The organism is Vibrio sp. E150_018 (genome assembly GCF_053544035.1).
In genome coordinates, this window is sequence record NZ_JBHGNY010000012.1 from 90,098 (window position 1) to 110,341 (window position 20,244).

At 42.2% G+C, this 20,244-nt stretch carries 20 protein-coding genes; 16 read left to right on the top strand and 4 right to left on the bottom strand.

Translation table 11 applies throughout. The annotated features are described in order from the left end of the window. Positions 1–54 precede the first annotated feature (54 nt). Both ACE3G9_RS12400 and ACE3G9_RS12405 read left to right on the top strand, forming a co-directional pair. The gene (locus ACE3G9_RS12400) at positions 55–681 is read left to right on the top strand and encodes a lysoplasmalogenase family protein (RefSeq protein WP_417881327.1); all 627 of its coding nucleotides are present in this window, start codon (positions 55–57) and stop codon (positions 679–681) included. A gap of 90 nt (positions 682–771) precedes the next feature. Next, positions 772–1,356, top strand: a complete 585-nt coding sequence (locus ACE3G9_RS12405; protein WP_417881328.1) for a YhgN family NAAT transporter — start codon at positions 772–774, stop codon at positions 1,354–1,356. Between the two features lie 65 nt (positions 1,357–1,421). Here the strand turns inward: ACE3G9_RS12405 and ACE3G9_RS12410 are convergent, their stop codons facing one another. Both ACE3G9_RS12410 and rsmD read right to left on the bottom strand, forming a co-directional pair. Continuing rightward, positions 1,422–1,691 carry a DUF1145 domain-containing protein gene (locus ACE3G9_RS12410; protein WP_449219276.1) on the bottom strand — a complete coding sequence of 90 codons (270 nt, stop codon included), beginning with the start codon at positions 1,689–1,691 and terminating at the stop codon, positions 1,422–1,424. A gap of 24 nt (positions 1,692–1,715) precedes the next feature. After that, a complete protein-coding gene (rsmD, locus tag ACE3G9_RS12415; RefSeq protein WP_449219277.1) occupies positions 1,716–2,309 on the bottom strand; it encodes a 16S rRNA (guanine(966)-N(2))-methyltransferase RsmD in 594 nt (197 codons plus the stop codon). Between the two features lie 204 nt (positions 2,310–2,513). On the opposite strand from rsmD, the gene ftsY reads away from it, so the two are divergent. From ftsY to ubiA, 8 genes are all read left to right on the top strand, one after another. Continuing rightward, positions 2,514–3,743, top strand: a complete 1,230-nt coding sequence (ftsY, locus tag ACE3G9_RS12420) for a signal recognition particle-docking protein FtsY (RefSeq protein ID WP_449219278.1) — start codon at positions 2,514–2,516, stop codon at positions 3,741–3,743. A gap of 39 nt (positions 3,744–3,782) precedes the next feature. Then, a complete protein-coding gene (gene ftsE / locus ACE3G9_RS12425) occupies positions 3,783–4,457 on the top strand; it encodes a cell division ATP-binding protein FtsE (RefSeq protein ID WP_417881332.1) in 675 nt (224 codons plus the stop codon). Next, positions 4,447–5,418 carry a permease-like cell division protein FtsX gene (ftsX, locus tag ACE3G9_RS12430; RefSeq protein WP_449219279.1) on the top strand — a complete coding sequence of 324 codons (972 nt, stop codon included), beginning with the start codon at positions 4,447–4,449 and terminating at the stop codon, positions 5,416–5,418. Before ftsE ends, ftsX begins: the two co-directional genes overlap by 11 nt. Positions 5,419–5,641: 223 nt before the next feature. Next, complete coding sequence (gene rpoH / locus ACE3G9_RS12435; RefSeq protein ID WP_417881334.1) at positions 5,642–6,496, top strand: RNA polymerase sigma factor RpoH; 855 nt, start codon at positions 5,642–5,644, stop codon at positions 6,494–6,496. Positions 6,497–6,924: 428 nt separating this feature from the next. Continuing rightward, entirely contained in the window at positions 6,925–7,248 is a 324-nt protein-coding gene (gene glpE, locus ACE3G9_RS12440) for a thiosulfate sulfurtransferase GlpE (RefSeq protein WP_417881335.1), read from the top strand. A 135-nt stretch (positions 7,249–7,383) separates the two neighbouring features. After that, positions 7,384–8,214: a rhomboid family intramembrane serine protease GlpG gene (glpG, locus tag ACE3G9_RS12445; RefSeq protein ID WP_449219280.1), complete on the top strand. Its 831-nt coding sequence runs from the start codon at positions 7,384–7,386 to the stop codon at positions 8,212–8,214. Between the two features lie 105 nt (positions 8,215–8,319). Then, on the top strand, positions 8,320–8,868 hold the full coding sequence (locus ACE3G9_RS12450; RefSeq protein ID WP_417881362.1) for a chorismate lyase: 549 nt from the start codon (positions 8,320–8,322) through the stop codon (positions 8,866–8,868). Between the two features lie 5 nt (positions 8,869–8,873). Then, positions 8,874–9,728, top strand: coding sequence for a 4-hydroxybenzoate octaprenyltransferase (gene ubiA, locus ACE3G9_RS12455; RefSeq protein ID WP_417881337.1), 855 nt, complete (start codon positions 8,874–8,876; stop codon positions 9,726–9,728). A gap of 138 nt (positions 9,729–9,866) precedes the next feature. On the opposite strand, the gene plsB is transcribed toward ubiA, so the two are convergent. Beyond that, positions 9,867–12,302, bottom strand: a complete 2,436-nt coding sequence (gene plsB, locus ACE3G9_RS12460) for a glycerol-3-phosphate 1-O-acyltransferase PlsB (RefSeq protein WP_449219281.1) — start codon at positions 12,300–12,302, stop codon at positions 9,867–9,869. Positions 12,303–12,560: 258 nt separating this feature from the next. Here plsB and lexA point away from each other — a divergent pair, with 258 nt between their 5' ends. The 3 genes from lexA (at position 12,561) to dinF (ending at position 15,611) form a co-directional block, all read left to right on the top strand. Beyond that, on the top strand, positions 12,561–13,184 hold the full coding sequence (lexA, locus tag ACE3G9_RS12465; protein WP_449219282.1) for a transcriptional repressor LexA: 624 nt from the start codon (positions 12,561–12,563) through the stop codon (positions 13,182–13,184). A gap of 113 nt (positions 13,185–13,297) precedes the next feature. Next, the gene (locus ACE3G9_RS12470) at positions 13,298–14,122 is read left to right on the top strand and encodes a class I SAM-dependent methyltransferase (protein ID WP_417881340.1); all 825 of its coding nucleotides are present in this window, start codon (positions 13,298–13,300) and stop codon (positions 14,120–14,122) included. A gap of 121 nt (positions 14,123–14,243) precedes the next feature. Further along, on the top strand, positions 14,244–15,611 hold the full coding sequence (gene dinF, locus ACE3G9_RS12475) for an MATE family efflux transporter DinF (protein ID WP_417881341.1): 1,368 nt from the start codon (positions 14,244–14,246) through the stop codon (positions 15,609–15,611). A gap of 78 nt (positions 15,612–15,689) precedes the next feature. Here the strand turns inward: dinF and sthA are convergent, their stop codons facing one another. After that, positions 15,690–17,090 (bottom strand): Si-specific NAD(P)(+) transhydrogenase, encoded by a 1,401-nt coding sequence (gene sthA / locus ACE3G9_RS12480; RefSeq protein ID WP_417881342.1) that lies wholly within the window; start codon positions 17,088–17,090, stop codon positions 15,690–15,692. 261 nt (positions 17,091–17,351) lie between these two features. Here sthA and fabR point away from each other — a divergent pair, with 261 nt between their 5' ends. The 3 genes from fabR to tssI form a co-directional block, all read left to right on the top strand. Then, positions 17,352–17,966: an HTH-type transcriptional repressor FabR gene (gene fabR / locus ACE3G9_RS12485; RefSeq protein WP_449219283.1), complete on the top strand. Its 615-nt coding sequence runs from the start codon at positions 17,352–17,354 to the stop codon at positions 17,964–17,966. Further along, complete coding sequence (locus tag ACE3G9_RS12490) at positions 17,963–18,769, top strand: ubiquinol-cytochrome C chaperone family protein (protein ID WP_449219284.1); 807 nt, start codon at positions 17,963–17,965, stop codon at positions 18,767–18,769. The genes fabR and ACE3G9_RS12490 overlap by 4 nt, the downstream gene beginning before the upstream one ends. 291 nt (positions 18,770–19,060) lie before the next feature. Further along, positions 19,061–20,244, top strand: a 1,184-nt coding sequence (gene tssI / locus ACE3G9_RS12495; RefSeq protein ID WP_449219285.1) for a type VI secretion system tip protein TssI/VgrG, incomplete at its 3' end; no start/stop codon positions are given.

Consider the following 20,244-nt stretch of genomic DNA (forward strand, 5'->3'; position numbering starts at 1 on the left):
TACCTTCTTGGTGGCTCTCTCTACACTAAGTTGATAAATAGAAAGGGGAAACGCATGTGGTATTGGCTATTAATGGGGGGATTATTGCTCCCCATGCTTGTGTTTATAAAGTTTGAGCAAACTAAATGGTTGTCTGTCTCCAAATTATTACTTTTCATTGGCTTGATTGGTAGTTTGCTATTGCAACACGATCTTAACCATTCGTCGTGGTTACTATCGCTTTTTGCACTAGTCTTTTTTACCTTATGTTATGGGATAGAAGAGCTTGCCCCTAAATATAGAAACCTTCAGTTATGTTTTTTCTCTATTGCTTGTCTTTGTTACAGCTTAGACCTTTGGTGCCAAGTTCATACATTGAGTTGGGCGGTCGCGATTCCAACTTTTGCACTCGTGGTGGTCGCTTTCTTACTGGTATTGCCGTTATTAGATAGCTTTGCGATTCAAGCTTCGATGGTAGCTTTGATTTTATGGCAGATGATGTGGGCAGCGGGTCAGCTTTGGTATATCAACCGAACCTTGTTGGATATGAGCAGTTTGTTAGGGGCGTTATTGCTTTCTATCGCGGTATTGATTTGGGCACTTCATTATTTTAGAAGGCCTTTTAAATATTCTTATGCTTGGAGTATGTGTTGCTATTTTAGTGCCCATATTTTAATTATCGCACCAACGGTCTTGAAGTAATGTTTGTTAACCTGAGTGGATAGCTGGTGGATTCAACCCACCACGCACCACATTAATAGCGCTTATCTTATTATTTAAATTGGATTTTTTATGGAAATTTTATCAGCAGCAGTAATGCTGTTTTTGATCATGGACCCGCTTGGTAACCTACCAGTCATTCTTTCTATATTAAAGCATTTAGAGCCAAAACGTCGCCGTATTGTATTGGTGCGCGAGTTGTTATTTGCGTTGGTGATCCTGTTGCTCTTTTTATATGCGGGTAAATCCATCTTAGGATTTTTGCATGTCAAAGCGGAAACCTTGAGTATTTCAGGTGGTTTGATCTTATTTATTATCGCGATTCGAATGATCTTTCCACAACCAGGTGGTGTTGTTGGGTTGGCGGCCGGCGAAGAACCTTTTTTTGTGCCTATGGCGATCCCTATGATTGCTGGGCCTTCGGTGATAGCGTCTTTATTATTGTTATCGACTCAATCACCAGATCGTATGTTGGATTGGTCGATTGCAGTATTCCTCGCTTGGGGGGGCACCTTTTTGATCTTGATGTTTTATAACTTCTTCCATCGGATTTTGGGTGAAAAGGGCCTAAAAGCGATTGAGCGTTTAATGGGCTTGTTATTGGTGATGATGTCGACGCAAATGTTCTTAGATGGGTTGAAACAGTATTTAGGTTGAATAATTCACTAACAAAGCCGCAGTTAACTGCGGCTTTGTTGTTTTTAATAGATTGAATAATGACATTATTTTAAATATTTATTTTTCAGGTCGAGTAACGCAAAAGTACCAAATAAAATAATCGAAATTTTTTCCCAACGTGTCAGTGCCACTCCTTCGCCAAGTGCACTGGAAAACAGCAGACTTTGTAGCCCATGCATAAACAAGGTGAAAACCGCCATTACATTTAATGCAATATGTGCCATACCTGGAAATGGCTGAACTAAGTTAGTAATAAATACCGCCCACACCAACAACATAAAGGCTTTCGCTAATAGATTTAATACTTTTTTCATCGGTTGCTCCGTAGTATGTCGGCTTTAACTGAGTTGATACAGGCGGTAGCAAACTTGTCCGGCTGTTTTTTCACGATGTAGCTGCCAATGCTCTGGAATTTCAGGCAATTGCAGCTCTTTTTCGGTTTCGATATAGACTAAGCCATTTTCTGCCAGCCAACCATTTTGTTGTAATAAGTTGAGAGTTTGCTCAAGTAAGCCTTGGCGAAAAGGGGGATCGATAAAGACCACATCGTAGGCTTGCCCAGGTTGCTGTAAAAACTGCAAGGCATCTTGTTGATGGATCTCAATATTGTTGGCTTTGAGTTGGCGACTATTAGTGACTAACTGTTGGCAAGCCTGTTTATTGAGCTCTATCATAGTCACCAGTTCTGCCTGGCGAGAAGCTGATTCAAAACCTAATCCACCAGAACCGGCAAATAAATCAAGACAGCGAGCATGGGGAATATCAGCCGCTAACCAATTAAATAATGTTTCTTTGACGCGGTCTGTGGTGGGGCGTAAACCTTGAGCATCATGGACCGGTAACTTGCGGCCTCGCCATAAGCCACTGATGATGCGAACAAAACCAACATTGCCTTTGGCTGATTGAGAAGATGAAGCTTTACGTCTTTGCATAGAATAAACCGCAGATAGATTTTTGAGTGCTCGAATAAAGTGATATTATATACCCAAGTAACTTCAAGGTGCAGAACTTTGCCGTTTTCTCATTACGGATGTTTGGTTATTATTGCTAATCAATGTGTTCGTTACGCGTTAGTTACCCACTCAAACTTAAATAAATTTGCCACTTTAAATCAAAGTGCATGCTAGGACTTGTTCATGACAGCTAAAAAGAAACGCGGTTTACTCTCTTGGCTCGGTTTTGCTGAAGAAGAGAATAAAGCCTCATCCGACCAACATATTGAATCACAACAAGATGAAGCGCTTAAGCAAACTGATGAACAAGCTGCGGAGCAATCTGAGGTTGAGCAGTCAGTCGTAGAGCAAACACCACAAGTGCTTGAATTGGATACAGAGATAGCCTCAGAAACCTCTCAACAATCTGATGACACTCAAGATGACAACCTAGTCGCTCAACAAGCTGAAGTACTAGAAACTGATCGCGTTCAAGAGCAAGTTAAGCCAACCGAAAGCTTTTTTACTCGTTTAAAGCGCAGCTTGCAACGAACCAAACAAAATATTGGCGCGGGATTTTTTGGTCTATTTAAAGGCAAGAAAATCGACGATGAATTATTTGAAGAATTAGAAGAACAATTATTAATTGCTGACGTGGGCATGAACACCACGGTGAAAATTATTGATAATCTGACGGAAAAAGCATCACGCCAAGATTTAAAAGATGGTGAAGCATTATATGGTCTCTTAAAACAAGAGATGGCCGATATTTTAGCCGATGTTGAACAACCGCTAGAAATTGATACCAGCAAAACGCCTTACGTTATTTTAATGGTTGGGGTGAATGGTGTCGGTAAAACTACTACCATAGGTAAACTAGCCAAACAATTCCAATCGCAAGGTAAGTCGGTGATTCTCGCGGCGGGTGATACCTTCCGCGCGGCTGCTGTCGAGCAGTTACAAGTGTGGGGTCAACGTAATGATGTGCCAGTTATCGCTCAACACACTGGTGCGGATAGTGCTTCAGTCATTTATGATGCGATTGAAGCCGCTAAAGCACGTGGTGTTGATGTGGTGATTGCGGATACCGCTGGTCGCTTACAGAATAAGAGCAACTTGATGGAAGAGTTGCGTAAAATCGTTCGTGTTATGAAGAAAATTGACGATTCCGCTCCGCATGAAATTATGCTGACACTTGACGCTGGAACCGGTCAAAATGCGATTAGCCAAGCCAAGTTATTTAGTGATGTCGCACCGGTAACAGGTATCAACCTAACTAAATTAGATGGCACCGCCAAAGGTGGGGTTATCTTTGCACTGGCCGATCAATTTAAAATTCCTATCCGTTATATTGGGGTTGGTGAAGGCATTGATGATTTACGTCCATTCCAAGCACAAGACTTTATTGAAGCGCTATTTAGCCGAGAAGAATAATTTTTATCCATGTTATTGGGTGAGTATTAAGGGAAAGAAATGATTAAGTTTCAACAAGTCAGCAAGGTATACCGTGGTGGTCATCAAGCGCTGCAAAAAGTCGACTTTCATATACGTCGAGGTGAAATGGCCTTTCTTGGAGGACATTCCGGTGCAGGTAAAAGTACTCTGTTGAAGTTGATTTGTGCGATCGAGCGTCCTAGCGATGGCAAGATCTATTTTAATGATCACGATATTACGCGTATCGCCAGTAAAGATATTCCATTTTTACGTCGTAATATCGGTATTATTTTCCAAGATCATAAGCTACTGATGGATCGAACCGTTTTTGATAACGTTGCATTGCCAATGCGTATTGAAGGCGCCTCGGAAAATGAGATCAAACGCCGCGTTTCAGCTGCCTTAGATAAAATTGGTATGCTAGATAAAGCACCTTGCTTGCCACGTCAATTATCAGGTGGTGAACAGCAGCGTGTCGGGATTGCTCGTGCGGTAGTGAATCGTCCTCGTTTATTATTAGCTGACGAACCGACGGGTAACTTAGATCATGACTTATCTCACCAAGTACTCAATCTATTAGAAGAATTTAACCGCGCAGGAGTGTCGATTATTTTCGCTACCCACGATTTAGAGTTGGTTAATAGCCGCCCACAATATCGTCGTTTTGAATTAAACCAAGGTTTTTTAAGTGAGGTAGAACGCTATGGCCAATAAGAAGCTTAAAGCGGCCAAATTGTCTAAAGCGAATGCGCGTCCAAAATCGGCAGGCTTTTTTCAAACTCACATCAAACAAGCTAAAGATTCTTTTCGTAGTTTAATGGCTCGCCCTCTTGGTACTATTTTAACCTTAGCTGTGGTATCGATGTCTTTAACACTACCTGCAACCTTTTATACCGCTGGTAAAAATATTGCGATAGTAGCTGAGGATATGAATACCGCTTCACAAGTGAGTGTGTATTTAAAAGAAGGTACGCCAGAAGCACGCCTGATGGTATTAAAAGACCAAGTGGAAACCTGGCCTGAAGTAGAGTCGGTACAGTACATTTCCTCGCAACAAGGTCTAGAAGATTTAAGTCAGTTTGCCGGCTTAGAACAAGCTATGTCACTGTTAAATGATACCGCTTTGCCGCCGGTACTTGTGGTCATGCCAGATACTGAGCACCAACAAACCGATAACATCAAAACATTGGCGAAAAAACTGCAATCAGAAAGCGATGTGACCGACGTTCGCTTGGATGAAGATTGGTTTGCTCGTCTTGATGCGATTAAACACTTAGCTTATATCGTCGCTTATTCGTTTGCTTTATTGATGCTGGTGTCGGTGTTCTTAATTGTCGGCAATACTCTGCGATTCAACATTTTGGCGCATAAAGAAGAAATCCAAGTAATGAAGCTGATTGGTGCAACGGATCGCTTTATCTTACGACCTTATTTATATACCGGATTATGGCTTGGCCTATTAGGCTCCTTAATTGCTTGGTTCTTAACCTTGATTATTACCTTGTTGCTAAGTGGTGCAGTCGACACCTTAGCGGGCTTATATGACAGTCACTTTAGTTTGCTTGGTTTAGGTTGGGATGAAAGTATCTTGTTGTTGATGCTCGGTTCTACTTTAGGTTGGATAGCGGCGAATTTATCGGCCAGAAAGCATTTAAAAGAAATCGAACCGGTTTAATAAAAATCTGAACTAATTTTATGTGGAAATAAGGTGAATGTGAGTTTAGTAGGCTTTCTTCTATTCAATTTATATTCACTCTTGCATTCTAGAGATTTGCTATGAATAATAGTTACCCCCTTGAAGATCTCTAGCAGAAGGTCCAGAATAGGTGGGTTGAAATTAATCAAACTGTCTTTTTTAAAGTGTGTTATTAATTTTTTAAAGACAAAAGAGGAATTGAATGTCAAACGCATATCCAATGACTTTAGTCACTTCAGATAGTTTAGATAGCTATATTCGCACAGCCAATAGCTACCCAATGCTGACGGCTGAAGAGGAACGTGACTTAGCAGAGCGACTACACTACCACGGTGAAATTGAGGCAGCGAAAGGCCTGATTTTGTCGCACCTACGCTTTGTTGTACACGTTGCGCGTGGCTACTCTGGTTATGGTTTACCTTTAGCGGATTTGATCCAAGAGGGTAATATCGGCTTAATGAAGGCAGTAAAACGTTTTAACCCAGAAGTGGGGGTTCGTTTGGTGTCTTTTGCGGTGCATTGGATTAAAGCAGAAATTCATGAATACGTGTTACGTAACTGGCGTATTGTGAAAATCGCGACTACCAAAGCACAACGTAAATTGTTTTTTAACCTACGTAAGTCTAAGAAGCGCTTAGGTTGGTTTAATAACGGTGAAGTTGAAACGGTAGCTAAAGAGCTGGGTGTTTCGACCACTGAAGTGCGTGAAATGGAATCTCGTTTAGCGGCGCAAGATGCGACCTTTGAGATGCCATCAGAAGATGATGATTCTGTCTCTTCTTATACTGCGCCAGTTTTGTATTTAGAAGATAAGCATTCTGATATTGCTGAGAATATCGAAGCGGATAATTGGGAAAACCATACCAATAACCGTCTAGGTCATGCGTTAGCAACTTTAGATGAGCGTAGTCAGCATATTGTACGCTCTCGTTGGTTAGATGATCAGAAAGCAACGTTACAAGAACTGGCAGACACGTATAGTGTTTCGGCAGAGCGAATTCGCCAGTTAGAAAAGAACGCGATGAAAAAATTAAAATTGGCGGTAGGTGAGTTCTAATTCGATCTCTCATGAACGCTTAATTTAACATGAAAGGCCAAGATCACATGATCTTGGCTTTTTTTATGCGATCGAGTTTATTTACGGGGATCAAAGGCAATGATCTAATGGTTAATCACAAGCGATCGTTTTCTGTGGGTAAATATGTGGAGAAGCTAGGGGTGGGTATAGGGTACGATACACTATATATGGTATTAAGGGCTTTTTTCGAATGTTGATAAAGTTACGCTTACTCACACTTAGATCAGGATCATTACTACATGTTGTGGATCCAAAAATATAAAAACACTTTATCAACGTAATTCACAGCCTTATCCACAGCTGAGTGAATTATGTACACCATAAGGTGTCCCCACTTTCTATCTGTCTTTGTTTGTTGTGGGATACGTTATACTAGTCTGCCCTTATTATGGAAAAAGGAGACAATAATGGACCAGTTTCAACATATCGATGTAGAGCAAGCTCAGAAAATGATAATTGAGCAATCAGCGGTATTATTAGATATTCGCGACCCACAATCTTTTGCGGTGGCCCATGCCGAACAAGCTAAGCATTTAACGAATGATACTATTGTAGCCTTGATGGAAGATTTAGAGTTTGATCAACCATTATTAGTAATGTGTTACCACGGCATTAGTAGTCAAGGGGCTGCACAATATTTGGTAAACCAAGGCTTCGAAGAAGTGTATAGTGTCGATGGTGGCTTTGAAGCATGGCAACGTAGTAATTTGCCAATGATAAAAATGGCTTAAATATTCTTTGAGTATTATTAAGCTTCGATATTACTAAGTTTTAATATTGTAAAACTTAGCCGACTCTTTTGTGGGTTAGTCCTTTGGGGGCCGCATTGCGGCTAATCATTACCGAAAAATTTCATAGGTAGTCGTATGATTCGTTTGATCGCTTTAAATAATCCTCGGATTGCACAATCATTTATAGATTATATGGCATCGCGAGATATTGAAATCTTGATGACACCAGAAGGCGAAGGGCTGTTCGCGTTGTGGCTGAAACAAACTGAATATCAAATTGAAGTAGAAGCTGAGCTCAAGTTATTTATCGATAATCCTCACGCTCAAAAGTATCAAGCGGCCTCTTGGGAAGTAGCAGACTCTCGTACTCAGCAATTTCATTATGACTCCCCGAGCTTTATCGCTCAGATTAAAGCCAAAGCCGGCCCTTTGACGTTAGCAATTATGGCCATTTGCCTTGTGGTGTATGGCTTGTTGTTCTTTGGTTTTGGCCAACCGTTGTTCCAATCTTTGCACTTTCCTGCCAACCCTGAACAAAAATGGCAATTATGGCGTTGGATCAGTCATGCCTTCTTGCACTTTTCGGTCGCTCATATTGCCTTTAACCTTCTATGGTGGTGGCAGTTTGGCGGTGATATTGAGAAGAAATTAGGTTCAGGTAAGTTATTACAAATTTTTCTTCTGTCGGCTGCATTGTCCGGTTCGGCGCAATATTGGGTCGAAGGGGCAAACTTTGGCGGGCTATCGGGCGTGGTTTATGCCTTGATGGGGTACTTATGGATTATTGGTTGGCGTCGACCTGACAAAGGTTTATCGGTTCCGCGTCCATTGGTAATCTTTATGCTAGGTTGGTTGGTCTTAGGTTTTGTTCAGCCATTTATGGCGATTGCTAACAGTGCTCATTTAGCGGGCTTGCTTGCCGGTTGTGGTTTAGCCGCCTTGGAAGGGCAGTCAAAAGCGGTATAAGTTTTTGTGCTTTAGGTATACCTTTCTTTCGCGTTAGATATTCGATGAGTCATTCTATTGGTACAATGGCACTTGGCCGTAATATTCAGCGACGATTTACACATGATTGAGCAAATGTATTCTTCATATTTTAATTATTTTACTCGCCTTGATTGGCAAACGGCATCGTCGTTTTGTTTTGGTGAGTGTTTGGATGCCGAGTGGCTGCGCGAACAAGGCTCGCTTTCGATGCGCTTTTCTCAGCAATGTCAGCACTTGTCTGCCGAGGTGGTGCGTAATCAAATTATCCCAAGTAGCCAATTAACCGACTTTCAACGTGCTATGTTGCTAAGAGCGGACACTTTAGATCAAGACTACCTACTACGAGAAGTCGTATTAGCGGCTGATGGTGAGCCTTGGTTGCTGGGGAGTACGCTAATTCCCCGTTCATCATTAACCGATGAGCAATTTGATTTATCGAAACAAGGCGAAGTGCCGTTAGGATTAACGGTATTTCAAGCAGATCAAGTAGCCCGAGATCAGTTGTATTTAGCGACCATATCTTCTCCATTAGGCGAGTTGGCAGCACGTAGTTCTCGTTTATGGATGAATAAAAAACCTATGTTGGTTGCAGAGCTATTTCTTCCCCCATCGCCTATTTATCGAAAGGAATGAATGATATGACTATGGCAAAAGCTGCGGCTTATTGGCAGCTTACCCGTATGAACCGTCCAATTGGTTCACTACTTTTATTATGGCCGACGTTATGGGCGTTGCTACTTTCTGCTGATGGTTTACCAGGTTGGCATGTGACGATCGTGTTTGTACTAGGTGTGTTTACTATGCGTTCAGCCGGTTGTGTGATTAATGATTTTGCCGATCGTAAAGTTGATGGTCATGTAAAGCGCACTAAAAATCGCCCTTTACCTTCGGGGTTAGTCTCGAGCAAAGAAGCCTTAGTATTGTTCTTTGTACTGGTGTTGGTGTCATTTTTACTGGTGCTAAGTATGAATAGGCTGACAATTGAGCTGTCGTTAGTCGGTGTGGTACTCGCATTTATTTATCCCTTTATGAAGCGTTTCACACATGTACCGCAATTGTTTTTGGGCTTAGCCTTTAGTTGGGCGATTCCAATGGCGTGGGCCGCGGAAGCTGGCACATTACCTGTTGAAGTGTGGTTAGTGTTTGTGATTAATGTGTTGTGGACCATCGCTTACGATACTCAATACGCTATGGTTGACCGAGATGATGATTTAAAAATTGGCATTAAGTCGACGGCGATTTTGTTTGGTCGTTTCGATAAATTGATCATTGGCTTATTGCAATTAGCTTGCCTATTATTATTAATGGTATTGGGTGATTGGATGGGGCTTTCACCTACTTACTATTGGAGCCTACTTGCGGTAGCAGCGTTATTTGTTTATCAGCAGCGTATGATTAAAGATCGAGAAAGAGATAGCTGCTTTACTGCCTTTTTAAACAATAACTACGTGGGGATGGTTATTGCGATGGGGATCTTGATTAGCGTGCTTTAATGACTATACCCAAATGACTTGGGTGTATACCAACCCTAATAAAAATGCCGTCGTTGAGTTCAATCATGAAGTGACCCCCAATAGTTGGACAACCAACGTTGGGGGTTATTTATTTCTAGTCTCAACAAGGATTATTGATTATTTGGAGTCTGCTTTGCGCATAATGCTTTCTTGTAACGTTAGCTGAACTTCTGGTGATAATAGCTCACCTAGTAAATCGACTAAGGTTTCGATTTTGTGCTGCTGTTCAGTTTGTGGCGCTAAGTAGCCTTGCTGTTTAAGCGTCTGGAATAAGGTGATAAACACTCCTTTATCGAAAAATTCAGGAGCATTAATGCCGTGCAGCCTTCCTAAACGCTGAGCAATAGTTTGGCTTTGCTTTTCAAGTAATGCTTTATCAATACCAGGCATCGCGACGAGTTGAGTTAACGCAATAGCATAGCGTTGCAAGGTTTCGAGAATAGTACGAGAGAGTAGAATTAACCCCTGTACTTGAGAAGGATTAATCGAAATCACGCCATTATCTTCTTTAATCAACTCTTGGCGTAGTAACTCATTCACTAAATCGGTGATCACTGTGTCTAGCTGATCTTGTTGATAATGTAAGAACAATTCAGCTTTCAAAAATGGGTAGATCAAGCTAATCGCTTGGTGTAATTCATCACGAGAAATGTGTTCTTTTTGAACCACTAGGTGAGCGATCAACGACGGTAAAGCGAATAGATGGATGATATTATTTCGGTAATAGGTCATTAGAACCGATTGTTGTCGATCAAGGGAAATAATATCGCCTTGTTCATCAGCTTCTACCACGAATTTATCTAGCTTCTCTGCATGCTCGACCAATTGTGAGGCGCTACTATTTGGCACTGTACTGGTTGGCGTGTAAGGTACTTGCGTTAATAGCGATAAGTAACAATTAATTTGTTGTTCAAGCTTGCGGCGAGAAAGAGCACGTTGATTTGAGGCCAGTAAAGCAGTGGCACAAAGTGTCAGAGCATTGGCTGCTGCGGCATCATTAATATGCGTCATCATTTTATTGGCAAGTTTATTTACCACCGGATTCATCCATTGTGGTTTTTGGTTGCTATCTTGTGCTTGGTTTTCTTTACACGACCAACCTGGTATTTCTTCATTGAGGTATTGGTTGAGGTTAATTGGCTCACCAAAATTCACATAGCCTTGGCCAAAGTTACGTAGCTTACGTAGCGTTTTCAGTACCATGCCTGCACTTTCTTTCTCTTTACGTTTGCCGGTTAATTCTTTGGCGTAAGTCGACACTTCCATTACATGTTCGTAACCAATGTAAACAGGTACTAAAGTCACTGGACGGTTTAAACCACGCAACATGGTTTGGATAGTCATCGCTAACATGCCAGTTTTAGCTTGCAATAAACGACCGGTACGTGAGCGACCACCTTCGCTGAAAAACTCAACCGAGTAGCCTTTGGTGAATAATTCCGCTAAATATTCACGGAAAATGGTGGAGTAGAGTTTATTGCCTTTAAAACTACGGCGAATAAAGAAAGCACCACCACGACGGAAAATTGGGCCTGCTGGGAAGAAGTTGAGGTTCACCCCAGCGGCAATGTGTGGCGGAACCATACCTTCATGATGTAATACGTAAGAAAGGAGTAGGTAGTCCATGTGGCTACGGTGACAAGGCACATAAATGATTTCATGACCATCTTGCGCCAGTTTGCGAACGGTTGCCATGTTGTTGATATTTAAGCCTTGATACAGCTTGTTCCACAACCAACCTAAGAAGCGTGCGCCAACACGAATTAAGGTATACGAAAAATCGGCAGCAATTTCTTCTAGTATGTCTTGCGCTTGTTTTTGCGCTTTTTCTAGCGAGATATTTTTATTCTTAGCTTCATCTTGAATCGCTTGTTGGATTTCAGGCGATTTTATTAAACGATTAAACAGTACTTGGCGTTGTGGCAAGCTTGGGCCTGAAGCGGCTAATTTTTGGCGTGAAAAGTGGATACGCGCCACACGCGCTAATTTATGAGCGATGGTTTCATCTACGCCATGAGTGTCGGCCATATAACGCAATGACACCACAGGGCTAAAGCGGATCATACAATCGCGACCTGATGAAACTAATAAGCGACTTTTCTGACAAGCGCTCATTGCCTGTAAATATGGCTTTTCTTTACCTTCTTGATTCGGTTTACGGCCCCATAAAATAGAAGTAGGCAGCATTTGAATATCCAGTTCAGAATTGGCTTGATGCAGCTTGAGTAATTGAGTAAATAACTCAACAGATTGCTTGGGTAGAATTTGTTTACTGTGAGTTGTCATACCCTTTGAGGTTAGAAACACAAAGCGCGAGAATTCTTGTCCATTGATTTGTAATGGTGTTAACGGGTCGGGTAGACCGAGTGCTTTAGTTTGTGTTTGTAAGCTGATCAGATCGATATCTGAATTAAAAGGAAGAGCATAGACAATGGGCTTGGTTAGATCTAACGTCAGTTCTTCAATCGGATTGGCTGGAATGGTTTTCCCTTTAACTAAAAAAGAAAGGGGTAATTTTAGAAGTGAGCGAGAAACGCGGTGTCCGTAAGACATAACAGTGTACAGCCTCAAATATAAAAAGTGGGGCTCAATCCCCATATAAAATGCGCTGCAAGAATAGCAGAAAGTTACCAATTCTATTAGCTTATTCCAGTTAAATCACACCAAATGATAAAATATCGATGTATATATAATGGTTATATGAGGTTAAGAAAGCTCCAAATCAATGCTCAAAAAGTGATTCATACCTCTGGAGTTATCGTACTTTACTGTATATACTCACAGTCAACTGTATAAAAAGACAGGTGAATTATGAAACCGTTGACGCCCCGCCAACAGCAAATCTTTGAATTGATCAAAGGTAAAATTGATATGACTGGAATGCCACCAACCCGTGCAGAAATTGCGCGCGAATTAGGTTTTCGTTCGGCCAATGCCGCCGAAGAGCACTTAAAGGCATTAGCTCGAAAAAATGTAATTGAAATTATTCCTGGCGCTTCTCGTGGTATTCGCATTGTGCAAACTGAGGAAGAATTGCTAGAAGAGCAAGGACTACCTCTTGTTGGTCAAGTGGCTGCTGGTGAACCAATCTTGGCGCAAGAGCACGTAGAAAGTCATTACCATGTTGATCCAGCGATGTTCCGTCCGCAAGCTGATTTCTTGTTGCGTGTTCATGGCATGAGTATGAAAGATATCGGTATCGTTGATGGTGATTTATTGGCGGTGCATAAAACTCAAGACGTTCGTGATGGCCAAGTGGTGGTTGCACGGGTAGATGAAGATGTAACGGTAAAACGTTTAGAGCGTAAAGGGTCGAAAGTTTTTCTGCATGCTGAAAATGAAGAGTTTAGTCCAATTGAAGTGGATTTAACTCATCAAGAATTGACCATTGAAGGCTTAGCAGTCGGCATTATCCGCAATAACACTTGGATGTAATATTTCTGCATTTTGACGTGACTTGCAGTTATGAGCAAATTTCCCACAAACTTGCTTGTAAATTTAAATGATAATCATTATCATCAATTAATCTCAACCTAGGGGATTAATTGATGACTGCTTCTTCTGATCCAACTCAACCAGCTACTTGCCAAACTTATCAAGTTCCTAGTGAGTTATTGCAACCTTTGTGGTTACGTAGTCGTGAAAGCTTGATTGATGATGGTTTAGTCTATGATCCGATTGCAGCGCGCGCTTGCCAACGTTGTCATCTTTCGGCTGAATGCTTAGCGGGCGATATCGATCAAAAGCAGTTACTACATGCCACCCTTACTCAACTATGTGATATGGAAGTCTCGCGCTTTCTTACTCGCCACCCTAATGCGTGGATTATTAATGTTGGTGCCGGGCTGGATACTCGTTTTTATCGTTTAGATAATGGGCTTTGTCATTGGATTGAAGTTGATGTCGATGAAACTTTGTTATGGCGACAAAAGTTATTTCATCATAGTGAGCGTTATAAAATGATGTGCGGCTCTGTGCCGGATATGAAATGGCTCGATCAATTGGCGATTCCTGATAACGCACCGGTTTTAGTGGTGTGTGAGCAAGCGTTATTACTGCAACCTCGCAACCAAGTGGCGCATTTTGTGCAAAAACTTGGGCGACATTTTTCTCACGCTCAAGCTTGCCTAGTGTTGGCGGGTGATAAAAGTCAATCACACTGGGGCAAGAAAATGGGGTGTTCACTCTATAAACATGGCTTAAAAGATCCTGTGACTAGTGTTTTATCTTGGCTGCCATGGATTGATCGGATTAAAGCGCGCTCTCCTGTTGAATATAACTGTAAGCGTTGGCGAGCTTGGCAGAAATTGGTTTCCAAGTTGCCTTTTATCAAACATAGACTTACCCCAACCATGATTCATTTGAATTGGTAGATGAATCACGGCTACTCATTTCTTTGCACTTATACCTAAGTGACTTCAAGATGCAGAATTCAGAGCTATCATCCAGACCTTTAGACAAGGTAAACTGTCGCCTCATCTAAGTGAGGTTTTCGTGAATAAACAATCTTCGTCATTCCAACTGCTTCAACAAATTCTCTCGCAACGCTCTTTGCATAAACAGGTGTTGTTGCTCGCCATTCCTATGGTGCTTTCCAATATTACTGTGCCTCTTTTAGGTTTAGTCGATGCTGCGGTGATTGGTCATTTAGATTACGCCTGGTATCTAGGTGGCGTGGCATTAGGTAGTACTATGATCAGCGTGACGTTTTGGTTGTTAGGTTTTTTGCGTATGGCCACCACCGGACTCGCTGCTCAAGCACAAGGTGAAGAAAGCTCACAAAAGTTAGCCCATGTTTGGTTGCAAGGTATGTTGGTGGCTTGGTTATTGGCTGGCTTGTTTCTATTGTTTCATTCGCCATTGGCTGAGTTGATTTTTTCTTTAAGTAATGCCAGCACCGAAGTGAAGCATTACGGCATGCAATATTTTTCGATTCGGGTGTGGAGTGCGCCAGCAGCACTTGCCAACTTTGTTATTTTAGGTTGGTTGCTCGGAACGCAAAATGCCAAAGCGCCGATGTGGCTAGTGATCGTCATTAATCTTGCCAATATTATTTTGGATGTCTTGTTTGTCTTGGTATTTGATTGGAAAGTAGCAGGTGCAGCATGGGCTTCCGTTTTAGCAGATTATACCGGCTTAGCGTTAGGCTTGTTTTTCGTGATGCGTACTTGGATCAAACAACAGCTTCCTAATGTATTGACATTACTGCCTTCTGCCACTCATGGCATGGGTAGAATGCTGCGTTTAAATAGCGATATATTCTTACGTTCATTGTGTCTACAAGCGGTATTTAGCTTTATGACCTTCCAAGGTGCGGCACTAGGTGATGATATAGTCGCTGCCAATGCGGTATTGATGAGCTTTTTGATGATGGTGTCTTATGGCATGGATGGTTTTGCTTACGCCATGGAAGCCATGGTTGGTAAAGCTGTTGGGGCGAAAAGTCGTGGGCAACTACTCAATTCGTTAATCGGTACTTCATTTTGGGGGTTGGTGTGTAGTGTTTTCTTAACCTTGATGTTTTGGCTATTTGGCCACCAATTGGTTCGGCTGATTACCGATATTCCTAATGTGCAGGCACAAGCGGATATTTATCTACCTTGGCTGATTGTGATGCCGCTAGTGTCGATGTGGTGTTTTTTATTGGATGGCATTTTTGTCGGGGCGACCAAAGGCAAAGATATGCGTAATAGTATGCTTATCGCTATGTTGTGCTTTTTTGCGCTGTATTTCAGTTTCGCTTCTTGGGGCAACCATGCATTGTGGATGTCGATGCTAACCTTTATGGGAATGCGTGGTATTGGGCTTGCGGTGATATTTATTACCCAATGGAAGCAGCAACGATTTATTGAATCCGTTTGATGGTCAATATAGTTGATACTGAGCATTAAAAAAAAGGAGCCTTAAGTTGGCTCCTTTGTTTTGTGACTAGTGTAGCCTTCAGAATAAACGATTCAGCCCATTGAGCGCCGCTACCCGATAAGCTTCTGCCATGGTTGGGTAGTTAAACGTAGTATTGACGAAATATTCAATGGTATTGGCTGGGCCTTTTTGTTCCATAATAGCCTGTCCGATATGAATGATTTCTGCGGCACGCTCTCCAAAGCAGTGAATACCTAAGATTTGTTTGGTTTCTCGATGGAATAAGATTTTCAGGTTACCAATATCTTTACCAGCGATCTGCGCGCGCGCTAAATGTTTAAATGACGCGCGTCCTACTTCATAAGGGACTTTCGAGGCAGTGAGCTCTTGTTCTGTTTTACCAACCGAACTGATTTCTGGGATGGTGTAAATGCCGGTTGGAATATCATCAATTAAGAATCCATCAGCTTTGCCTTTCGCAATCGCTTGAGCAACAAAACGCCCTTGATCATAAGCGGCGCTGGCAAGACTAGGGTAGCCAATCACATCGCCTACCGCGTAAACATGATCCACTTCAGTTTGGTAGTGCTTGTTAACTGAAAGCTGTCCGCGTGAGTCTGGTGTTAATCCCACGAGTTCTAAATCAAGCTTGTCGGTATTACCCGTTCGTCCATTGGCATAGAGCAAACAGTCGGCTTTCATTTTCTTGCCGGATTCAAGGTGCACGATCACCCCGTCATCGGTGCCTTCTACTTTATGATAGGTTTCATCGTTGCGGATCACGACACCACTGTTCCAAAAATGATAGGAAAGGGCATCAGATGTTTCGTTATCTAGGAAAGCCAGTAAGCGATCTCGAGTGTTAATTAAGTCAGTTTTTACCCCTAAACCACGGAAAATAGATGCATATTCACAACCAATTACTCCTGCGCCGTAAATGATGATGTGCCTAGGATCATGCTTGAGACTTAAAATCGTGTCGCTGTTGTAGATGCGTTCATGGGTAAAATCGACATTTTCAGGTTGATATGGACGTGAGCCAGTAGCAATAACAAATTTATCAGCAGTATATTCTTCAAATGTGCCATCGGATTGTGCAACCGACACATTGTTTGGGCCAGTAAACTTAGCGCTACCAAATAACAGAGTACAAGCATTGCGGTCATAAAACCCTTGGCGCAAGCGAGTTTGTTTATCAATTACACTTTTGGCGTGGTCGAGAATGTCGGAAAATGAAGCTGTTAAGCTAGTGTTGTTTTTACAGAAAAGTGGGTTGCTATTGAATTCAATAATGCGGCTTACTGCATGACGGAGGGATTTAGATGGAATGGTTCCCCAGTGGGTACAACCGCCACCAACGCTACTTTCTTTTTCAATAATTGCAACGTTAAGTCCTGCTTTTGCCAACCCCATTGCGGCACCTTCACCGCCTGGGCCACTACCAATGACAATGACATCAAAGTGTGTTGAATTCATCATGCTTTCCCTTGATATTGTGTGAAATCCTGAAATGCATACCGAAATTGATACCGGTAGATCTATATCCAAGTTACTTGAGTATAAGATAGTAACGCATTAAATTATTGGGTAAATGATTGAGATGAAAGACAGTCGCCACGATCACATAGATTGATGCTGAAAGAGAAAAATAACCTGCGGTTGAATAATTTATTGAGGGAAGATAGGCGATAGATACATTTATCGGTATATTAACTAAATGGTGATCAACGAGAAAGCATAATGGGTATTCGAGCTCAACAAAAAGAAAAAACACGTCGCTCATTAATTGATGCCGCTTTTGGGCAACTTAGCGCTGATCGCGGCTTTTCCAATTTAAGTCTACGAGAAGTGTCTCGTGAAGCGGGGATTGCACCAACTTCTTTTTATCGCCACTTTAAAGATATGAATGAACTCGGTTTAGTGATGGTGGATGAAGGTGGACTGTTATTAAGGCAATTAATGCGTCAGGCTCGTCAACGCATTGTCGCGGAAGGTAGTTTAATTCGCACTTCGGTGCAAACTTTTATGGAGTTTATTGAACAAAGTCCTAACGTGTTCCGTTTGTTATTGCGTGAACGTTCTGGGACTTCGGCTGAATTCCGTGCCGCCGTGGCACGCGAGATCCAACATTTTGGCGCAGAATTAACTGAATATTTGGTCGGTGCTGGAATGGCGCGTGAAGTGGCGGCTATTCAAGCGGAAGCCTCTGTAATGATTGTCTTTACTTCTGGTGCAGAAGCGCTTGATCTAGAAGAAGATGCTCGTGATGCTCTGGCTGAGCGTATGATTCTGCAATTAAGAATGTTAGCTAAGGGTAGCACTTTGATGAAAGGATCAATTAAGAATAGCGGTTGAGCAATACCAATATTTACGATTCAGATATCAACCCAGTCCTAGAAAAAGCCACCAATGAGGATTTAGCGCCATTGGTCGGTTATATCGAGAAAAAGTTCTCACAAGATTTAATCTTATCGGATGCCTACAAAAAGCATCGACCAGACCACCAAAAGTATTACGACCTTATTGCAAAAGAAATTCGTGAAATGGGCGGCAACTCTTTTGCAAACCTATACTGTAGTGCTGGCCCTAACTATGGTGAACTTGTGTTTGATGTGGGTAAGAAGGTGAAAGCGAATGTGAAAAAGGGCGTTGCGGTTGAGGAGAATGAGCAAGCCATACTAGAAGTGATTTTGAAAAAAGCCGTTGAGCAAATGAGTGAAGAGGAAAAGGCAGCGCTATTTGAAGCGTTAGATTATTCAGGTAGTGCGCCTAAAGGTGCCATGGCAAGCTCTGTGCTCATTACTTTGTTCCGCGCTGGTGGCTTTAAGTCTTATCAATTGACCGTCATTATTGTCAATCAAATCGCTAAGCTTATTTTAGGTCGAGGACTCATGTTTGCCACTAACACGACTGTAGTGCGAACAGCTTCTGTATTGGCTGGGCCTGTTGCTTGGGCGATAACGGGAGTATGGACGGCTATCGACTTAGCGGAGCTTGCTTACAGCGTGACCATCCCAAGTGTTATCCATATTGCGATGCTACGAAAAGGTCAAGATGCTGTGTATTGCACAAACTGCAATTGCATGTTGATGGATAGCAGAGTGAAGTTTTGTCCAGAATGTGGGAGAAGCAAGCAAAAAAGCTTATTGAGAAAGTAGGCAAAAACCTGCCAGTTATTAAGCAATATATTGCCTGCTTTTCTTTGTTGATGAAGTGTAAAGTCATTGATTTTATTTGAAATTAAAGTTGGCACGCCAATTGCTGTGACATGGGTGTAAATTCGAGGCAAATGCTGCCTTCGTTTATCTATCACTCAAAAAGGAAAATAGTAATGCCAACTCCATGTTATTTACTATCTCAATATTTACCGATTTGCTTTGGGTGTGACTCGATTGTTCTCTCGCGAACAAAGCAAACCGGTAAAGCGTTAAACATTAAAAGGATAGGGCATGGCTACGCTGCAATTTAGTATTAGTGTCGATGGCGTCAGTGACGAATCGTTAGTCGTGAGAAGCTATCAAGGACAAGATAACTTTTCTTCGGTTCAACAAACTGATGGTAGTTGGTGTCATGGTTTTCTTTATCAAATTGAGCTTGCCAGCCGTCGCCCAGATTTAACCGCTTTAGACATGGTAGATAAAGGTGCTGAGATTGTCATGCATCGCGATGGCGAAATAGTGCAACGCATCAATGGTATTGTTCGCAACTTTACTCAAGGTGAAACCGGTCACCACCACACTTTCTATTCTTTAACTCTAGTGCCTGAAATTGAGCGTTTATCCTTGCGCCATAACAGCCGCATTTTCCAATCGATTTCTGCGCCCGATATCATCGCCACCTTGTTTAAAGAAATGGACATTCAAGACTTTGCCTTTGCGCTAACTCGCACGCCAAAACAACGTGAGTTTTGCATGCAATATCGTGAAACCGACCTTGAGTTCATTAATCGCCTTGCCGCCGAAGAAGGCATGGTTTACCACATTGAACAATCGAAGGGTAAACACAGCGTACTGTTCACCGATGATTCTCAAGTCATTAGCTCGTTAGATTCTCCTGTTCCTTATAACGTGATGGCAAGCGGTATCAGCTCAACGCCGTATATAAAAGAATTCAGTAAGACTACTCAGTTTGAAGTCAGTGAAGCGCACAGCAGTGACAACAGTTTTAAAAAGCCTCAGTACAGCTTTAGCCAACAAGCCGTTGCCAGCGATATAGACTACCAGCGTGATACCTATGAGCACTTTGACGCGCCGGGGCGTTTTAAAGATGACGCCATCGGTAAAGAGTTCAACCAACTACGCCTAGATAGCCTGCGTCGCCATGCCCACACCGCCAAAGGCAAAAGTAATGAGCCACAACTACAAACGGGCGCGAAGTTTGAGTTAAGCGAACACACCGATGATAGCTTCAATAAACAATGGTTAGTCATTGCGAGTACTCACCAAGGCGACCAGCCACAAGCACTTGAAGAATCCGCAGGTGGTAAATCGACCACTTACGCTAATCAATTTGAAGCAATACCTGCGGAGAAAACGTGGCGTATGCCTCAGATGACTCGACCGAGGATTAAAGGCCCAATGACCGCTTACGTTGTCGGGCCTGAAGGCGAAGAAATCTTCTGTGATGAATATGG